A 14,467-nucleotide genomic window follows, 5' to 3' on the forward strand; every position below is an offset into this window, starting at 1 on the left:
CCATGGTTCATTCCGCTATGAGCACGAAGAAGAGAAAGCACAGAAAAGCCGTCCGCTCGCCATTGACGATGCGCGGTGGAAGGAGTTCGACCGGGGTCTCCGATGACGGTGGCGGCTCGTCGATCACCGAGATGCAGAATCCCGCCGAGGAAAACGGTTCGGTCATTGCCCGGAGAGGACGGTGCCAGAACGTCAGCGTTGTCGATTCCCCGGCCAGATCAAGCTCCTCCGAGTACTGCCTCGTGGCGAAATAGTCCTCGTCCGGAAAGGTGAACAGCCGGACAGTGGGATGGTTCACCGACGCGATCAGTCGACCGCCAGGCTTCAATACTCGCCGGATTTCGGCGAGAGGCCCTTCCCAATCTTCGAGATAGTGCAGGACGAGCGAAGCGACGACGTCATCGAACGATTCGTCCCCAAATGGCAACGGTTGGCCGAGGTCTGCCACATGCAACGGAACCTCGTCTCCCAGTCGCCGTCGAGCGAGTTCGATCATCGCCGGGCTGCCGTCGAGCCCGGTCATGAGAGCGCCTCTGGCGCGAAGTTCCTCGGCCAGCGGCCCCGATCCGCATCCCGCGTCGAGTATTCGACGACCTTGCACGTCACCGGCAAGGCGAAGCATGGCCGGCCGTTCGTAATAGGCGTTGAGCAGACTCGACGCGTTCTCTGCCTCGTAGCGCTCCGCGAAACCGTCGTACTGGTCGGCTGTCATCAAGTTCCTCCCGGTGAAACAGCGCCGAGACTCAGCGGTTCCGGTTCCACAGTTGATGCGTCAGGCCGCTGGATGTGCTGATGGATTCAACAGTGAATCGTTCCTCTACCCCGGCAAGGTCATCCCACAACCGGACCCCAGCACCGAGGACGACCGGGACGATCGACACGTGGAGAAAGTCAATGAGATCGGCCTCCAGGAAGTCTCGCACCGTCGACGGCCCGCCACCAATACGGACATCAGACTCGTCCGCTGCGTCTTGCGCCAGGCGAAGCGCTTCCTGCGGTGAGGCGTCGACGAAGTAGAAGCTGGTGCCATTGGCGAACTCGAGAGGTTCACGTGGGTAGTGGGTCAAGACAAAAACTGGAGTACGGAAGGGAGGTTCCTCGCCCCACCATCCGTTCCAGCCGTCGTCGGGCCATTCGTCTTGCTGTGGGCCGAACTTTCGGCGGCCCATGATCTCGGCGCCGATGCCCTGGCCCCACATACTGAAAAGGGCGTGGTCCATGGTGATCGGGCTGTCCACGCCCTGTATGCCATGGATGACCCGTCCGTCGAACTTGCTGAAGAGCGCCCCGGCGTCGCCAATCGGCTTCTCTAATGTCACGTGGTCGCCGGCGGCATATCCATCCAAGGAGACGAACAGGCTATGGACTCGCGTGCGTGGCATGAAGTGCTCCGTTAGCTAGTTGCAATAGAGGGTCACTCGTACCCTAGAGTCACGTGGCTTCTTTTCACATGGATCCTGCTTGCGGTCCGTGACATCGTCTCCGGCCGCTTCCACGGGGACAGGTCCTGTCCGCTTCCGGTGCCAAGGTAGCCCCATGACGAACAACACTGTGAACTGGAACCGCGCACTGCTGGAACAATGGGAGGCCCATTGGAACAACCAGGTCCGACCACGGCTCGAAGGCTTGACCGACGATGAGTACTTCTGGTCGCCGGTGGGCGACGCCTGGAGTGTCAGGCCGCGAGGCGCCTCGACCGCTCCAGTCCAGGGCGGCACCGGCGACTTCATCATCGAATTCGCGATTCCCGAGCCCCATCCGGCCCCTTTCACCACCATTGCGTGGCGTCTGGGGCACGTGATCGTGGGCGTGTTGGCCACTCGGAACGCCACCCACTTCGGCGCGCCAGCGGCCTCATATGAGGACTGGACCTACGCTGGCACCGCAACGGAAGCGCTCGCCCAGCTCGACAGACAGGTGGACGTCTGGTTACAAGGCGTACGCGACCTTAGTCCGGACGACCTGGTTGAACCGCTGGGGGACAAGGAACCGTACCCGGAGGCGCCGATGGCCGACCTCGTCCTGCACATCAATCGCGAGTTGATCCACCACCTGTCCGAGGTGTGTCTGCTCCGTGATCTCTACCTGCACAGCAATTCGGGCGCCGTCCTCGAATGACGCCGCCAGTACTCTCGAAGCCATGACGTGGGAGTTCACGGCGGAGTTGATCGAGTGGCGCGGCCCCGCCCCGTACGTCTTCGCGCCTTTGCCAGTCGAGGTCTCTAACGAGGTGAAAGAGGCCGCTCGGGGGCTCACGTATTGGGGTCAAATCCCCGTCGTTGCCACGGTCGGGTCGACTGACTTCGACACCGCAATGTGGCCCCAGCACGGCCGGTTCCTGCTGCCGATCAAGGTCGCGGTCCAACGCGCCGAGCACATCGACGTCGGCGACATCATCACTGCCGCAGTGGCCCTCCGGACCGGTCAGTAGAGTTCCTCGCATGCGCACTCCGAAGGCCACCTTCACCACGGCAGCAGATGCCGTGGGGGCGGTATCGACTGTTCTCGGCACTCTTCTGGTGGTGGCACCACAGACGGCTGCGCGGCGGCTGAGCCTTCCTGGCTCCCGCGACAAGCGACATCGTGCCCTCGGAGCCGCGGACCTCGGTCTCGGCATTGCGATCATGGCCAGTCGATCTGCGCAGTGGCGGTGGACCACGGTTGCGGCACGGAGCCTGCTGCACCTCGTGTTCGCCCGAGAGTACCTCTACGCCGGGAATCGACTCGGTGCCGGCGCAATGGGATTGCTCTTCGTCGTCGATGGAGGAATTGCCTACGGCCTTCGAAGGTCGACCCGCAGCGTCACGTGTTGACCGCACCACCTTAGTGCAGTGAACTCAGCGCATGCAGATAGAACGGATCGTTCCCGATCTGACCGTCTCCGACCTGCCCGGCGCCGTTCGACAACACACCGAGATCCTGGGGCTTGAAGTGGTCATGGACCACGGTTGGATCGTCACCCTCGCCGACGACGCCGGCCATCACCTGAGCCTGATGAGTTCCGACGCCACGGCGGTCGTCAATCCTGACGTCTCGGTCTTCGTCGACGACGTCAAGACGGCGTATGACGCCGCCGTGTCAGCCGGAGTCGAGATCGTGCACCCGCTCAGCCACGAAGAGTGGGGCGTGACCCGGTTTTTCTACCGCGACTCGTCGGGTCGCGTGGTCAACGTCGGAACCCACGCGTGACGGGGGCAGCATGAAATACACCAACTCGATCGAGATCGACCTGCCACGCGAGAGGGTGGCCGAGCTACTCGCCGACCCGGCACACGTACCGAAGTGGCTTCGAGGAGTGGTGCTGCATGAGCCGGTGAGTGGAATACATGGGCAGCTCGGAACCACATCGAGAGTCGTGATGGAGTCAGGCAAGAGGCAATTCGAATGCACCGAGACGATCACCCGCCGGGAGCCGGCAGACCTACAGGAGATCCCCGAAGAAGTCGTCGTTCACTTCGACCGCGAGATCGTCGGTGCGGGTATGTGGAGCGTCGTGCGCGATCGGCTGACCGAGGTAAATCCGACGACGACGCTCTGGGAGCAAGAAAGTGAATATCGATTCAGCAGCCTGGTGATGCGGTTGGTGGCGCTCATCATGCCCCGCACCTTCCACCAGCAGTCGCAACAACACATGCAGGACTTCAAGGAGTTCGCCGAACACGGGAAGGATGTTCGCGAAGGGAAGAGTTGACCTGCCTCAAGCGGCTGCTTGAGCGGCCTTTCATCACACAATCCACTACGAATCTCCACACTCGAGAGCAAGGCAGTGATATGGCAACCATCCCTGACCACGACTCCTACATCGCCGCTGCGCCGGAGGCATTCCGCCCAATTCTCAACCATCTCCGAGACCTCCTGCGCAGGGCCCTGCCGGATGCGGAGGAAATGACGGCGTGTAACATGCCAAGGTTCAGGATCCGTGGCACTGTCGTTGCGAGCTATGCGGCGTTCAGTAAGCAGGTCGGGCTGTACTTCCTCGCGCCCGCCATCTCAGCTCATGCCGAAGAGATCGCAGAAGCGGGCCTCAGAACGAGTAAGACCGGTGTCACCTTCACGTCGCGCAAGCCGATCCCAGATGACCTCGTGCTCAGGCTCGCACGAGCATCACGCAACCACATTGAGGACTGAGGCCAATGGACCGACGCAAGTGCTTCAGATCGGTATCGCCCCAGCGGGGATCTGCTTCGTCCCATGGCTTGGGCGGGATGCCGTGGACTTCGCGGACGACCATGCGGCAGCGTTCCGAGGCGAATGAACGGCCTGCCGTCCTGAGCCCGAGCCCTGCGGTCATCGACGGGCGAGGACGAGCGCACCTCATCCTCGCTCATTTACCCTCCCCCTCCGGGCCTGCATAGGGACCGTCATTCGCCCGTATGTGGTCGACGAGCACCGGGACGACTGTGGCCCACACCGGTGGCGGTGGTGTCTCGTGTCCCATACCTCGCACCCGAAGGAGTGCAGCGTCCGGAATCAACCGAACCAGTGCTTCTCCGTGGGCCAGCGGGAACAGGGGGTCGGCGTCACTATGAACCACGAGCGTCGGGGCTACGATCCGAGACGGGTTGACGTCCGACGCAGCCGTGACGACGAAGTGGTTCGACATCGACGATTCCATATTCTGGCTGCGACCGGCCTCCACTGCGGCAATCGCGCGGCATCGTTTCTCGTCGAAGCCGAGCGTGCCCGCGTAGGGCCGTTCTGCCGCAACGCGGTACTCGATGACCGCCTGGGTGTCTGCCCAGTCGACCACCTCCGGGAGCGCACTCTCTGCCTCACGTAATCGCGCATCCGGTGGCGGCAACTCGCCAGCGTCCCCTCCCGCTGGCGACGACTCGATGAGCGTGAGCGTCCGGACACGACCTGGACAATGCACGGCGACGTGCTGCGCTATCCCGCCGCCCATCGACAGACCCACGAGGTGGGCGGCGTCGATGCCAAGTTCGTCGAGGATCCGCAGAGGATCGGTTGCCAGGTCAGTGCCCGAGTAGCCCGGACTTTCTGGCGGACTGGTCGTCGACTGGCCTGTATCGCGCTGGTCGTACCTGACGACATGCAGCCCTCCCGCGGCGAGGACAGAGCAGAAATCCGGCGGCCACCAGTCCATCGACTGCGTGGCGCCGGCGATCAGAAGCACCGTCGGCTCATTGCGCTCACCGAACTCGTCGACTACCAAGCGCGCGCCGGCGGACTCGATGGTCCTCACGTGGCAAGATCCTCCTCTGCACCGCTCGCGCCGTCAACCAGGAGCGCAGAGACTACAAGGGCCCGACGACGTCGTACTTGATGACGACGAAGTCTCCGTTGCGGTCGCACTCCTGTAGCGCGAGGTCGTAGGCACCGCCCATCAGCGGCTTGCCCGAGCCGAGCGTGACGGGCGCGATGGAGACCAATACCTCGTCGAGCATCCCGGCCGCGGCGAACTCCGAGGCGAGCCCACCACCTCCCATCACCCACACATCACGACCTCCGGCTGCCGTCTCGAGCACCGAACGCTGGTCGGTGGGCGATCCCGCGACGAAGTGGATCTGTTCGTTCGCCGGTTCCAGGTCGCGGTGGGTGAACACGAAGGTCGGCATCTCCGGAAGCCACGCGGGCTCGTGCTCGAGGACCCATGTGTAGGTCGTCGCCCCCATGACTTGCGCACCAATGTCGGCGAGGAACGCGGTGGGGTTGCCCGGACCGTCCTCTTCCAGGTGCTGCCTGAAGAGCCAGTTGAGCGAGTCTGCGTCATCAGCCAGGAAGCCATCCAGTGTGGTGGCGGTGTAATAGCGGTAGCGGGTCATTGGTTGCCTCCTGAGGCACGTCGGTGCCACATGATCGGGTCAGGGTCGAGGTGGCTGACGTCAACGCCGCAACTGGTCAGCATCCATCTGGCGAGTTGGCGGCGATGCGCTGAGAATGTCAGTACGTGGGCCAGGATCTGAGAGAGCAGAAACGACTCGGGCGGGTCGCAGAGCGCGTCGATCACCCGGTCTCCCCACGCGCCGCGACGCTCCACGTCTCTGGTCATCGCAAGCCACCGGGAAGCGACCTCCGTGTGCCTGCGCCGCAGGCTGACGGCATCGTCGGACCCGCCGAAGTCGGGCTCGTCCTGCCCCTCGATACTCGCGAGCCACGGCAACTTGTCCAACGCCAGGTGACGCAGGACGTCGGCAAACGATGTCTCGTCGCCCGACCATGCCAACACTCGACGACCGGGCATCCGTATACGGCGGTACTCCTCGTCGCTGACCGTCTCCGCGGCGGCAAGCACTGCATCGGTGTCTTCGAGGTCGTGGCGGACCATCAGCGCGACCACATCACCAGCGGACTGCTCCTGATCGGCGTCAACGTAGAGCACCGTCGGCGAGTGAAAGTGGATCCCGTTCGCCGACGGCAGCCAGTGGCCTCGTTCGCGCCTCGTCGGCATCACGCTCGGTGGACATCCGAACTCACGGGCGAAGGCGCGCGAGAACCCGTCGACCGACTCGTACCCCGCTGAGATGGCCGTGTCGGTGACCGACTGTCCGCGTTGCAGTTCCCAGGCTGCGCGCTCCAGCAGCACCCGCCTCCGCAGCGCGGCCGGCGATTCACCTGCCGTGCTGCTCACCTGCCGGCTGAAGTGGAAAGTCGACGAATACGCGGTCGCCGCAATCTGCTCGAGGGCAGTACCGTTCTCGTGTTCTCCAAGGACCGCATCGAGCAACTGTCTGACGCGGTCACGCCCTGGCCTGCGTTCGTTCATGACTCAAGCATGAAGGAGGCAGACACCAATCCGCCCGACCGTTCTTGCTCACCTCACTTCCCGTGAGCAGCGCAGCCCGTTCTCTGGCGGATATCGGACATCGAGTCTGTGGCGGCCGACAGCCACCACACGCTCGCTCTGCGCGAAGACGGGACGGTGTACGCCACCGGTGACAACCACTTCGGCCAGTGCGACGTTCAGTCGTGGACCGACGTGAGGGCCATCTCGGCCGGGTCCACGCATTCTCTGGGACTACTCGCCGAGGGAACCGTTGTAGCCGCGGGCGACTACGCCGAGAACCAGTGCGACGTGAGCACCTGGCGATTCGACCACTGATGCACTGAGAGGCCATCACTAATCGAACCGTTCCTCGATTAGGCGGATACCACGGGATCGACCGTGCTGAGCCCGAGGTGTTCGGCCACTGCCTTCATGTTGGCGTCATGACTCGCGACCTTGACCGACTCCCCGATCAGCAAAGCCGTAGCAAGGTGCAGGGCATCGAGCGTCTTAACGGGCCGCTCGATCGACTCCGCAACGGCGTGCGTCTCACGAGAAATATCGAACAGTCCGACGCGACTCAGCAGCGGTTCCGCGTCCGACAAAGGGCGCTCGTCACGCCGCAGCACGCGAACCACTTCAGTCCGCAACAACCGCGACGACACGAAATCCGCACCGGAGGAATCCATCCAGCTCTGTAATTGCACACGTTCAGGAACATCAAGGATCGTCCGCAGGGCCACCGACGAATCGAGATAGACGATGCTCACGATTCAGTGGTCGCCCTTCATCTCATCCAGCAACGCGTCGACATCCTCGGACTCGTAAGGAGGCCCACCAGCAGCCTCAGGCCACGGCACGCGCTTTGATGCTGGAGCCGTGTAACGCCCCTGCCGCTCCGCTCGAGCGAGCGCGTCGTCCTCGCCGCGATATGAACTCACCCTCCAACGAGGCTCACCTCGCTCGGTCACGATCACTTCGCCGACTTCCGCGGCTCGGGCGAGCACGTCTGACGTGCGCTGGTTGAGATCACGCTTCGTTACTGCCGACATGAATCCCATTGTAGTACCCGTGTCAGACATCGGCCAGGTCCGGGTCAACGTCTAGGCGTTAGACCTGAACTCTACGACGAGTGCATACAGCAGATCGCGTTGGCGGCGTCCGACGGCATCTGGATCGACGAGGCGATGCAGTCGCCGCCGTACGCGTCGAATCAGCGCGACGCGCTCCTCGCCGACCTGGTGGCGCTCGTCCGCGAGTAGTCGACCGATCGCGCGAACTCAGGCCTCGCACCCGAGGAGCCGCGATCGGAGTGTCCACAGCCATCCTCAAGCAACTGGCCGAGTCCGGACGTTTCGAGGCCGACGCGATTCTGGCCGCCTCCCGCAGGAGCGGGAGGATGGCACGACACGGGCACCACCGCCGACGACGACTCCTACATCGCCGCAGTGCCCGAGGCGTTCCGGCCGACCCTCCCTCGCCTGCGCGACCGCCTGCGCCAAGCCTTGCCGGACGCGGCGGAGATGACGGCGTACAACCTGCCGGGGTTCAAGGTCGGTGACATGGTCGCGGCGAGCTACGCGGCGTTCAGCAAGCAGATCGGGCTGCACTTCCTCGGCCCCGCGATCGCCCAGCTCGCCGGGGAGATCGTCGACGCGGGCCGCAAAGCAAGCAAGTCCGGCGTCACCTTCACACCTCGCAAGCCGGTCCCCGATGACCTCGTGACACGGCTCGCTCGAGCATCAAGAATGTACGCTGGCACTTGACGCTGCTCTGCTCGACCCAGGTCCCGCCAACCTCTCCCGACGTCCTGAAGAATCGCGAACTCCACGCGATCGAACGGCGTCAAATGCGGCCGATAGGTCCTGGCCATGGACTCAAGACCGGTCACACGCGGTCAGCGGTGCTTCGGATCATCGCCGTTCCGCTGACACCGGGTGCGAGGTCGATGGCGCCCGCCGCTTCGAACCCGTGTCGCTCGTACAGGTGCCTGCTCGCCGGCGTGGTGGCTTCAAGGTACGCGGGAGCACCCACGGCGTCGATCGCCGCCAGGCGATACAGGAGGAGCGCGGACCCGACGCCGAGACCGCGCGCCTTCGGGCCGACGGCGATGTCGGCGAGGTACCAGTGCGGATCCTTCGGCCGGTGATCGCCGAACCCTCCGAGCGCACGCAGTGCCGCCGGCAGGTGGCGGAGCCCGATCGCACGCAGGTACCGGGCAACCTCGAGCAGATGCCGCCACACCTCGGCAGACCGATGCGGCCCCTCCCAGGCCGCGACGCCGATGATCGGACCGCCGGGCTCGGCACGAGCCACGTCGATCACACCACGCGGAAGGGCACCGGTGCGGAGGGCCGCGGTGTAGAGGGCCGTCAGTCGCTTGACCCGGTCACGATCGCCTCGGACAACCTGACCGACAACGGGGTCGTTCCGCAGTGCCTCGGCGATGAGGCGAGCGCACGCAGGGATCTCGTCCGGGCTGGCAAGGCCGATAGGCACGGTCATGAGGTCAAGCTTTTCACGAGTCATCGGAGCCGTGAGCGGATGACGCTGGGAGCCGTCCGGAGGCGCGGTTCTGCTCCCGCTGAGCTCCGTCCTCGTGCTTCTGGCCCGACACCTCAGGCGGGCGCGTGCGCAGCGCGTCGTTCAGACGTTAAACCGGAATTCCACCACGTTCCGGCACATACCAACCTCATCCCAACCTCATCGATCGATATTCAGCACTGAAGGGACACACGTCGCCCTTCACCTGAGAATCATGCCACGATGCTGTAGACGTACATGTCTTTGCGCTCACGCCCGACCTGCTGCCACGACCGCAACAGCCCTTCCCGCTCGAAGCCGCACGACTCGGCCATCCGCCACGAACCTTCATTCCAAGGCTCGACGAATAACTGCAGCCGGCGCACCTCATTCAGGCTGAGCGCCCATTCAGTCAAAGCCGTTAGTGCCGCTCGGGCGAAACCGTTGCCCCGATGCTGAGGGGCAATCCAATATCCCGTAGAAGCTCGCCCCTCTCTGATGTCACGCAACCAGAGTCCAATCTGACCGACGGCTTCATCGTTGACAGAATCGGCGATCGCGAACGAGTATCCAGTTCCTGAGGCCAGACGGGAGTGCTGCCGCTCGATATACGCCATAGCGTCTTCATGAATGCCGCTGGTTGGGACTGTTGTGATGAGCGGAATCAAAGCATCGGTTGCCACAGACATGACCACTTTCGCGTCGCATTTCTCAAACGGACGAAGAAGCACGGAATTGCCGTCGAGTCGCGGCATCTGCGTAGGCAACATTCTCGTATATTGCTCTTCCTAGGTGAGAACCAATCTCGATCACGAGCATCACTCTAGACACAGCCGCCGACTGTAGACCTACCGTTTCGTCCAGCGGCGTTCACTCAACGAGCAGAGAAGGCCACGCCTGCGAGACCGGGATGCGACTAGACGTTGAAGCGGAATTCGACCACGTCCCCGTCCTGCATGACGTAGTCCTTGCCCTCCATCCGGACCTTGCCGGCGGCCTTCGCATCAGCCATGGACCCGGCGGCCACGAGGTCGTCGAAGGAGACGATCTCGGCCTTGATGAAGCCGCGTTCGAAGTCAGTGTGGATCACGCCAGCGGCCTTCGGCGCGGTGTCACCCTTCCTGATGGTCCACGCGCGGGCCTCCTTGGGTCCGGCGGTGAGATAGGTCTGCAGTCCCAGCGTGTGGAAGCCAGTGCGAGCGAGCTGATCCAGACCCGACTCCTCCTGGCCATTGAGCTCGAGCATCTCGCGGGCCTCCTCCTCGTCCAGTTCCACGAGGTCGGCCTCGAGCTTGGCATCGAGGAAGACGGCATCCGCCGGCGCCACAAGGTCGCGCAGCTCCTGCTTCTTCGCCTCATCGCCGAGCACGCCCTCATCGGCGTTGAACACGTAGATGAAGGGCTTGGCTGTCAGCAGATTCATCTCGCGCAACCGGTCCATGTCCAGCCGGTCCGAGGTGATCGAGGAGAAGATGGTGTCGCCGCGTTCCAAGACAGTTTGGGCAGCGTGCAGCGCGTCGAGCTCGGCGGCGTCGCGCTTCTTGCCCTTGACTTCCTTCTCGACGCGCGGAATCGCCTTCTCCAGCGTCTGCAGGTCGGCCAGGATCAACTCGGTGTTGATGGTCTCCATGTCCGAGGCCGGATTAATGTCTCCGTCCACGTGGACCACATCGGGATCGTCGAAGGCCCGGACCACCTGGGCGATGGCATCGGATTCGCGGATGTTCGCCAGGAACTGATTCCCCAGGCCCTCTCCCTCCGAAGCGCCCTTGACGATCCCCGCGATGTCCACGAAGGAGACCGTGGCGGGCAGGATCTTCTGCGAGGAGAAGATCTCGGCCAGCGTGTCCAGGCGCTGGTCCGGAAGGTTCACCACCCCGACGTTCGGCTCGATCGTGGCGAACGGGTAGTTCGCCGCGAGAACGGTCTGGCGGGTGAGTGCGTTGAAGAGGGTGGACTTGCCAACATTGGGCAGGCCGACGATTCCGATAGTAAGAGCCACGGTTGTCCATGCTACCGGTGACCGCTAGCGTCGAGGACGTGACTGAGCAACCAGAGCAGAACACCAACCCATCAACCGACCCCGCAGCAACCCCGGGTTCCGGGGAAGACCAGAGCACGACGTCGGACCCCAACCTGGTCGCTGCAGGCACCCCCCTGCCGGAAGGGCAGCCGCAGCCTCCTTCGGAGCGCATCTCGCCTTTGGTTTTCCTGGCCATCGAGCAGGCGCTGGAGTTCGCCTCGGAAGAGGGCTCCGAAGCCGTCGAGCCGTTCCTCCTGGGCTACATCGACGAGGAGCAGAAGGGCATGTGGAAGTTGCCCGGCGCTGACGAGGACCAGATGCGAGCACAGATCTCGCAGCTGGAGCCGCGTCCGGAGATGGCCGTGTCCGTCTTCGACGCCCGCCTCGAAGTCGAGAACCAGCCGCACGACGCCTTCGTCCTGGAGGCCTTCGACAACGCCGAACCGATCTCCTCGACCATCATCCAGCTGTACACCCCGGCCGGCGCCGATGGCGAGAAGGCCCAGGCCGTGGGCTCCCCGCAGCTGTTCACCAACGGAGAGAACGTCCTGCGCGCCTGAGCGCGCCCGAGCCTACGAGAAGCTCAGCCGTCCATGGCCGCGCGGAAGGCGTTCTCGGCTGCTGCCGAGAACGGAACGAAGGTCACCGACTCCACGTAGCCGGCGTCGGGACCGGCGCCGGGTCCGACCTCCGCGGCCATGGCACGGCACGTCTGCACGGCAATGCGGGCCGCATCATCCATCGGCCAACCGTAGATTCCGGCGGAGATGGCCGGAAACGCCACGCTGCGCGCCCCGAGTCGAGCCGCGACTCGCAGTGATTCGCGGTAGCACGAGGCCAGCGTGTCCGACTTGTCGATGGTCTTCGCATAGGTCGGTCCCACCGTGTGGATCACCCACCGTGCCGGTAGCCGTCCCGCTCCGGTGGCCACTGCCTGCCCGGCGGGCAAGCCATCGGGCAACTCCGTCTCGCGCAGCCGTCGGCACTCGGCGAGGATCTCCGGTCCGCCCTTGCGGTGGATGGCCCCGTCCACGCCTCCCCCGCCCAGCAGGGTGGAGTTGGCGGCGTTGACCACAGCGTCGACGGAGATCTCCGTGATGTCCCCCGGTTCGATGCGCAGTTTCATGCCGTGTTCCATCCGGTGTTCCCTCCCGTTTTCCATGCCGTCACGCTAAGCCATCCCGCGATGTCAGTGCAGGTCCGGCCAGCTTCTCGTCCGTGGCACCGCCCATGACGAATGTCATGGCCACAGCATGACGCTCGGCAGATCCGCTGCCGGCACCGGCCGGACACACTGGGATCATGAACGCCATCACGCCCGCTCCGCCGGCCTCCTCGGGCACCTCAACGAGCACTCCTCTCAACTCCTCCGGCTCCGATCCCGACCCCGGGACGGCTCTGCACGCCTCCGGCGTCCACCGTCATTTCGGCAGTGGAGCCAGCACCGTCCGGGCCGTCGACGGCGTCGACCTCACCATCCGGCGGGGCGAGATCGTCGCCCTGCTCGGACCCAACGGCGCCGGCAAGACCACGTTCCTGGACATGATCCTCGGGTTCGCCTCCCCCACCTCGGGGTCCCTGACTGTGCTGGGCAGTTCCCCGAAGCAGGCCGTGCACGACGGCGGCGTCGGCGCGGTCCTGCAGACCGGAGGGCTGTTGAGCGATCTCACCGTCAAGGAGACGGTCTCGATGGTGGCGGCCTGCCAATTTCGCCACATCTCCGTGGCCTCCGCCCTCGAGCGGGCCGGAGCCACCGGAATCGCCTCCCGTAAGGTCCGCAAGTGCTCCGGCGGTGAACAGCAACGACTGCGTTTCGCTCTCGCGCTGCTGACCGACCCTGAGCTGCTGTTGCTGGACGAGCCCACGGCCGGCATGGACGTCCGGGCTCGCAAAGAGTTCTGGGAGACCATGCATGCCGAGGCCGAGCGCGGTCGCACGGTGATCTTCGCCACCCACTTCCTCCAGGAAGCCTCGGACTTCGCCGATCGCATCGTGCTCATGCGTTCCGGTCGGATCGCCCTGGACGGTCCCGTGGAGGAGGTGACCAACACCGGTCACCGCACCCTCTCATGTCTTTGGGACGGTCCCGGCACCCCGCAGGAGGTTGCCCAGAAGCTGGGACTTCCCGACGCCGTCGTGCACCAGAACGGCCGGGTGCGGTTCACCGTGGAGGACACCGACTCTCTGGCGAGGTTCCTGCTGTCGGCCGAGCTGGCGCACGACCTCACGATCACCGCTGCCTCCCTGGACGACGTCTTCCTCGACCTCACGGCCGACGCCGCAGAAAGCACCGGCACAGCAGCCAGTACCGGCACCAGCACCAGCGAACGGACCCTCTCATGAGCATCACCGCCCAGTCCCCCGCCCCGAAGGGGGCTGATGCGAGCAGGACAGGCTCGCCGACCGGGAAGAAGAAATCCTCTGTCCGGATCGTGACCGCCTTCGCGGCCTGGGAATTCATGCGTAATGCGCGGATGGTCGAATCCACCTTCTTCATCGTGGTCTTGCCCACCGTGCTGTACCTGATGTTCGGTGCCCTGGCCGCTTACGGCGACGCCGCCGTCGGCCACGGAAACGTGGCCGCGTACAACATGACCGCCATGACGGTCTACGGCGCCACCACGGCCACCAGCGCGATCGCCGGATCGGCCTCACTGGAACGACAGCAGGGCTGGGGACGCCAGCTCGGGCTCACCGGGCTGACCGGCGCGGGATACATGGTCGGTAAGATCCTCGTCGCCCTGGGGATCGCCGTGCTGCCGATCGTGGTGGTCTTCGTGGCCGGTGCCCTCACCGGCGCCAGCTTCGACGCCGCCTGGATCTGGCCGGCCTCGGGTGGACTGGCGCTGCTGGGATCCATCCCCTTCGCTCTCTACGGACTCGCCGCGGCACTGCTGTTCCGCTCCGAGGCGGCCGTGTCCGCCGCCTCCGGACTCCTGGTGGTGCTGGCCTTCTTCGGCAACCTGTTCATCCCGCTGACCGGCACGCTGCTGGAGATCGCCAAGTTCACTCCGGTGTACGGAATCGCGGCGTTGACCCGGTGGCCGCAGCTGGAGGGAGCCACCATCAGCACGGACGGCAGCTCCCCCACGAGCGACCCCTTGTGGGCGATCGTGCTAAACGTAGTGGCATGGACCATCATCTTCGCGGGGATCTGTCTGGCGGCTTCCCGCCGTTCAACGCGCCGGGGCTGAGCT

The 14,467-nt window shown here is 64.5% G+C and carries 22 protein-coding genes; 11 read left to right on the forward strand and 11 right to left on the reverse strand.

Going from position 1 to position 14,467, the window contains the following annotated elements; all coding sequences use genetic code 11:
* Positions 1-7: 7 nt before the first annotated feature.
* Positions 8-712, reverse strand: coding sequence for a class I SAM-dependent DNA methyltransferase (locus ACFQQD_RS00440; RefSeq protein WP_378085069.1), 705 nt, complete (start codon positions 710-712; stop codon positions 8-10).
* 31 nt (positions 713-743) lie between these two features.
* A complete protein-coding gene (locus tag ACFQQD_RS00445; protein ID WP_378085071.1) occupies positions 744-1,382 on the reverse strand; it encodes a dihydrofolate reductase family protein in 639 nt (212 codons plus the stop codon).
* Positions 1,383-1,536: 154 nt separating this feature from the next.
* Between ACFQQD_RS00445 and ACFQQD_RS00450 the strand changes: the two genes are divergently transcribed.
* The 6 genes from ACFQQD_RS00450 to ACFQQD_RS00475 all read left to right on the forward strand — a co-directional run bounded on the left by ACFQQD_RS00450 (position 1,537) and on the right by ACFQQD_RS00475 (position 4,128).
* Positions 1,537-2,118 carry a DinB family protein gene (locus ACFQQD_RS00450; protein WP_378085073.1) on the forward strand — a complete coding sequence of 194 codons (582 nt, stop codon included), beginning with the start codon at positions 1,537-1,539 and terminating at the stop codon, positions 2,116-2,118.
* A gap of 22 nt (positions 2,119-2,140) precedes the next feature.
* Entirely contained in the window at positions 2,141-2,431 is a 291-nt protein-coding gene (locus ACFQQD_RS00455; RefSeq protein ID WP_378085075.1) for a DUF1905 domain-containing protein, read from the forward strand.
* Between the two features lie 10 nt (positions 2,432-2,441).
* A complete protein-coding gene (locus ACFQQD_RS00460; RefSeq protein WP_378085077.1) occupies positions 2,442-2,813 on the forward strand; it encodes a hypothetical protein in 372 nt (123 codons plus the stop codon).
* Between the two features lie 31 nt (positions 2,814-2,844).
* Positions 2,845-3,189 (forward strand): VOC family protein, encoded by a 345-nt coding sequence (locus ACFQQD_RS00465; protein WP_378085079.1) that lies wholly within the window; start codon positions 2,845-2,847, stop codon positions 3,187-3,189.
* A 10-nt stretch (positions 3,190-3,199) separates the two neighbouring features.
* Entirely contained in the window at positions 3,200-3,691 is a 492-nt protein-coding gene (locus ACFQQD_RS00470; protein ID WP_378085081.1) for an SRPBCC family protein, read from the forward strand.
* Between the two features lie 80 nt (positions 3,692-3,771).
* Positions 3,772-4,128, forward strand: a complete 357-nt coding sequence (locus tag ACFQQD_RS00475) for an iron chaperone (protein WP_378085083.1) — start codon at positions 3,772-3,774, stop codon at positions 4,126-4,128.
* A 196-nt stretch (positions 4,129-4,324) separates the two neighbouring features.
* Here the strand turns inward: ACFQQD_RS00475 and ACFQQD_RS00480 are convergent, their stop codons facing one another.
* Genes ACFQQD_RS00480 through ACFQQD_RS00490 form a run of 3 tightly spaced genes read right to left on the reverse strand, consistent with a single transcriptional unit; the run spans position 4,325 to position 6,724 of the window.
* Positions 4,325-5,203, reverse strand: a complete 879-nt coding sequence (locus ACFQQD_RS00480) for an alpha/beta fold hydrolase (RefSeq protein ID WP_378085085.1) — start codon at positions 5,201-5,203, stop codon at positions 4,325-4,327.
* 52 nt (positions 5,204-5,255) lie between these two features.
* A complete protein-coding gene (locus ACFQQD_RS00485) occupies positions 5,256-5,783 on the reverse strand; it encodes a dihydrofolate reductase family protein (protein ID WP_378085087.1) in 528 nt (175 codons plus the stop codon).
* A complete protein-coding gene (locus ACFQQD_RS00490; protein ID WP_378085088.1) occupies positions 5,780-6,724 on the reverse strand; it encodes a helix-turn-helix domain-containing protein in 945 nt (314 codons plus the stop codon). Before ACFQQD_RS00490 ends, ACFQQD_RS00485 begins: the two co-directional genes overlap by 4 nt.
* Positions 6,725-6,832: 108 nt before the next feature.
* Between ACFQQD_RS00490 and ACFQQD_RS00495 the strand changes: the two genes are divergently transcribed.
* Complete coding sequence (locus ACFQQD_RS00495) at positions 6,833-7,060, forward strand: hypothetical protein (protein ID WP_378085090.1); 228 nt, start codon at positions 6,833-6,835, stop codon at positions 7,058-7,060.
* A 38-nt stretch (positions 7,061-7,098) separates the two neighbouring features.
* Here the strand turns inward: ACFQQD_RS00495 and ACFQQD_RS00500 are convergent, their stop codons facing one another.
* Both ACFQQD_RS00500 and ACFQQD_RS00505 read right to left on the reverse strand, forming a co-directional pair.
* Positions 7,099-7,494, reverse strand: a complete 396-nt coding sequence (locus ACFQQD_RS00500) for a PIN domain-containing protein (protein ID WP_378085092.1) — start codon at positions 7,492-7,494, stop codon at positions 7,099-7,101.
* Positions 7,495-7,497: 3 nt separating this feature from the next.
* Entirely contained in the window at positions 7,498-7,776 is a 279-nt protein-coding gene (locus ACFQQD_RS00505) for a type II toxin-antitoxin system prevent-host-death family antitoxin (protein WP_378085094.1), read from the reverse strand.
* Positions 7,777-8,172: 396 nt separating this feature from the next.
* On the opposite strand from ACFQQD_RS00505, the gene ACFQQD_RS00510 reads away from it, so the two are divergent.
* Entirely contained in the window at positions 8,173-8,490 is a 318-nt protein-coding gene (locus ACFQQD_RS00510) for an iron chaperone (protein WP_378085096.1), read from the forward strand.
* Between the two features lie 121 nt (positions 8,491-8,611).
* Here the strand turns inward: ACFQQD_RS00510 and ACFQQD_RS00515 are convergent, their stop codons facing one another.
* The 3 genes from ACFQQD_RS00515 to ychF all read right to left on the reverse strand — a co-directional run bounded on the left by ACFQQD_RS00515 (position 8,612) and on the right by ychF (position 11,249).
* Positions 8,612-9,229, reverse strand: coding sequence for a GNAT family N-acetyltransferase (locus tag ACFQQD_RS00515; protein ID WP_378085098.1), 618 nt, complete (start codon positions 9,227-9,229; stop codon positions 8,612-8,614).
* Positions 9,230-9,480: 251 nt separating this feature from the next.
* Positions 9,481-10,002 (reverse strand): GNAT family N-acetyltransferase, encoded by a 522-nt coding sequence (locus ACFQQD_RS00520; RefSeq protein ID WP_378085100.1) that lies wholly within the window; start codon positions 10,000-10,002, stop codon positions 9,481-9,483.
* Between the two features lie 161 nt (positions 10,003-10,163).
* A complete protein-coding gene (ychF, locus tag ACFQQD_RS00525) occupies positions 10,164-11,249 on the reverse strand; it encodes a redox-regulated ATPase YchF (RefSeq protein ID WP_378085102.1) in 1,086 nt (361 codons plus the stop codon).
* Positions 11,250-11,287: 38 nt separating this feature from the next.
* Here ychF and ACFQQD_RS00530 point away from each other — a divergent pair, with 38 nt between their 5' ends.
* Positions 11,288-11,830 carry a hypothetical protein gene (locus ACFQQD_RS00530; protein ID WP_378085104.1) on the forward strand — a complete coding sequence of 181 codons (543 nt, stop codon included), beginning with the start codon at positions 11,288-11,290 and terminating at the stop codon, positions 11,828-11,830.
* Between the two features lie 23 nt (positions 11,831-11,853).
* Here ACFQQD_RS00530 and ACFQQD_RS00535 read toward each other — a convergent pair whose 3' ends face one another.
* The gene (locus ACFQQD_RS00535; RefSeq protein WP_378085106.1) at positions 11,854-12,396 is read right to left on the reverse strand and encodes an O-acetyl-ADP-ribose deacetylase; all 543 of its coding nucleotides are present in this window, start codon (positions 12,394-12,396) and stop codon (positions 11,854-11,856) included.
* A 176-nt stretch (positions 12,397-12,572) separates the two neighbouring features.
* Between ACFQQD_RS00535 and ACFQQD_RS00540 the strand changes: the two genes are divergently transcribed.
* The gene (locus ACFQQD_RS00540) at positions 12,573-13,613 is read left to right on the forward strand and encodes an ABC transporter ATP-binding protein (RefSeq protein ID WP_378085108.1); all 1,041 of its coding nucleotides are present in this window, start codon (positions 12,573-12,575) and stop codon (positions 13,611-13,613) included.
* Positions 13,610-14,464 carry an ABC transporter permease gene (locus ACFQQD_RS00545; RefSeq protein ID WP_378085110.1) on the forward strand — a complete coding sequence of 285 codons (855 nt, stop codon included), beginning with the start codon at positions 13,610-13,612 and terminating at the stop codon, positions 14,462-14,464. Before ACFQQD_RS00540 ends, ACFQQD_RS00545 begins: the two co-directional genes overlap by 4 nt.
* The last annotated feature ends 3 nt before the right edge of the window (positions 14,465-14,467 follow it).

It is taken from the genome of Citricoccus sp. GCM10030269 (assembly GCF_042665635.1).
GTDB lineage: Bacteria > Actinomycetota > Actinomycetes > Actinomycetales > Micrococcaceae > Citricoccus.

Bases quoted from the DNA above. Each gene is read 5' to 3' on its own strand.
- ACFQQD_RS00465 (WP_378085079.1), top strand. From the start codon at position 2,845: ATGCAGATAGAACGGATCGTTCCCGATCTGACCGTCTCCGACCTGCCC.
- ACFQQD_RS00545 (WP_378085110.1), top strand. From the start codon at position 13,610: ATGAGCATCACCGCCCAGTCCCCCGCCCCGAAGGGGGCTGATGCGAGC.
- ACFQQD_RS00520 (WP_378085100.1), bottom strand. From the start codon at position 10,002: ATGCCGCGACTCGACGGCAATTCCGTGCTTCTTCGTCCGTTTGAGAAA.
- ACFQQD_RS00460 (WP_378085077.1), top strand. From the start codon at position 2,442: ATGCGCACTCCGAAGGCCACCTTCACCACGGCAGCAGATGCCGTGGGG.
- ACFQQD_RS00475 (WP_378085083.1), top strand. From the start codon at position 3,772: ATGGCAACCATCCCTGACCACGACTCCTACATCGCCGCTGCGCCGGAG.
- ACFQQD_RS00540 (WP_378085108.1), top strand. From the start codon at position 12,573: ATGAACGCCATCACGCCCGCTCCGCCGGCCTCCTCGGGCACCTCAACG.
- ACFQQD_RS00535 (WP_378085106.1), bottom strand. From the start codon at position 12,396: ATGAAACTGCGCATCGAACCGGGGGACATCACGGAGATCTCCGTCGAC.
- ACFQQD_RS00440 (WP_378085069.1), bottom strand. From the start codon at position 712: ATGACAGCCGACCAGTACGACGGTTTCGCGGAGCGCTACGAGGCAGAG.
- ACFQQD_RS00455 (WP_378085075.1), top strand. From the start codon at position 2,141: ATGACGTGGGAGTTCACGGCGGAGTTGATCGAGTGGCGCGGCCCCGCC.
- ACFQQD_RS00450 (WP_378085073.1), top strand. From the start codon at position 1,537: ATGACGAACAACACTGTGAACTGGAACCGCGCACTGCTGGAACAATGG.
- ACFQQD_RS00445 (WP_378085071.1), bottom strand. From the start codon at position 1,382: ATGCCACGCACGCGAGTCCATAGCCTGTTCGTCTCCTTGGATGGATAT.
- ACFQQD_RS00515 (WP_378085098.1), bottom strand. From the start codon at position 9,229: ATGACCGTGCCTATCGGCCTTGCCAGCCCGGACGAGATCCCTGCGTGC.
- ACFQQD_RS00490 (WP_378085088.1), bottom strand. From the start codon at position 6,724: ATGAACGAACGCAGGCCAGGGCGTGACCGCGTCAGACAGTTGCTCGAT.
- ACFQQD_RS00485 (WP_378085087.1), bottom strand. From the start codon at position 5,783: ATGACCCGCTACCGCTATTACACCGCCACCACACTGGATGGCTTCCTG.
- ACFQQD_RS00470 (WP_378085081.1), top strand. From the start codon at position 3,200: ATGAAATACACCAACTCGATCGAGATCGACCTGCCACGCGAGAGGGTG.
- ACFQQD_RS00505 (WP_378085094.1), bottom strand. From the start codon at position 7,776: ATGTCGGCAGTAACGAAGCGTGATCTCAACCAGCGCACGTCAGACGTG.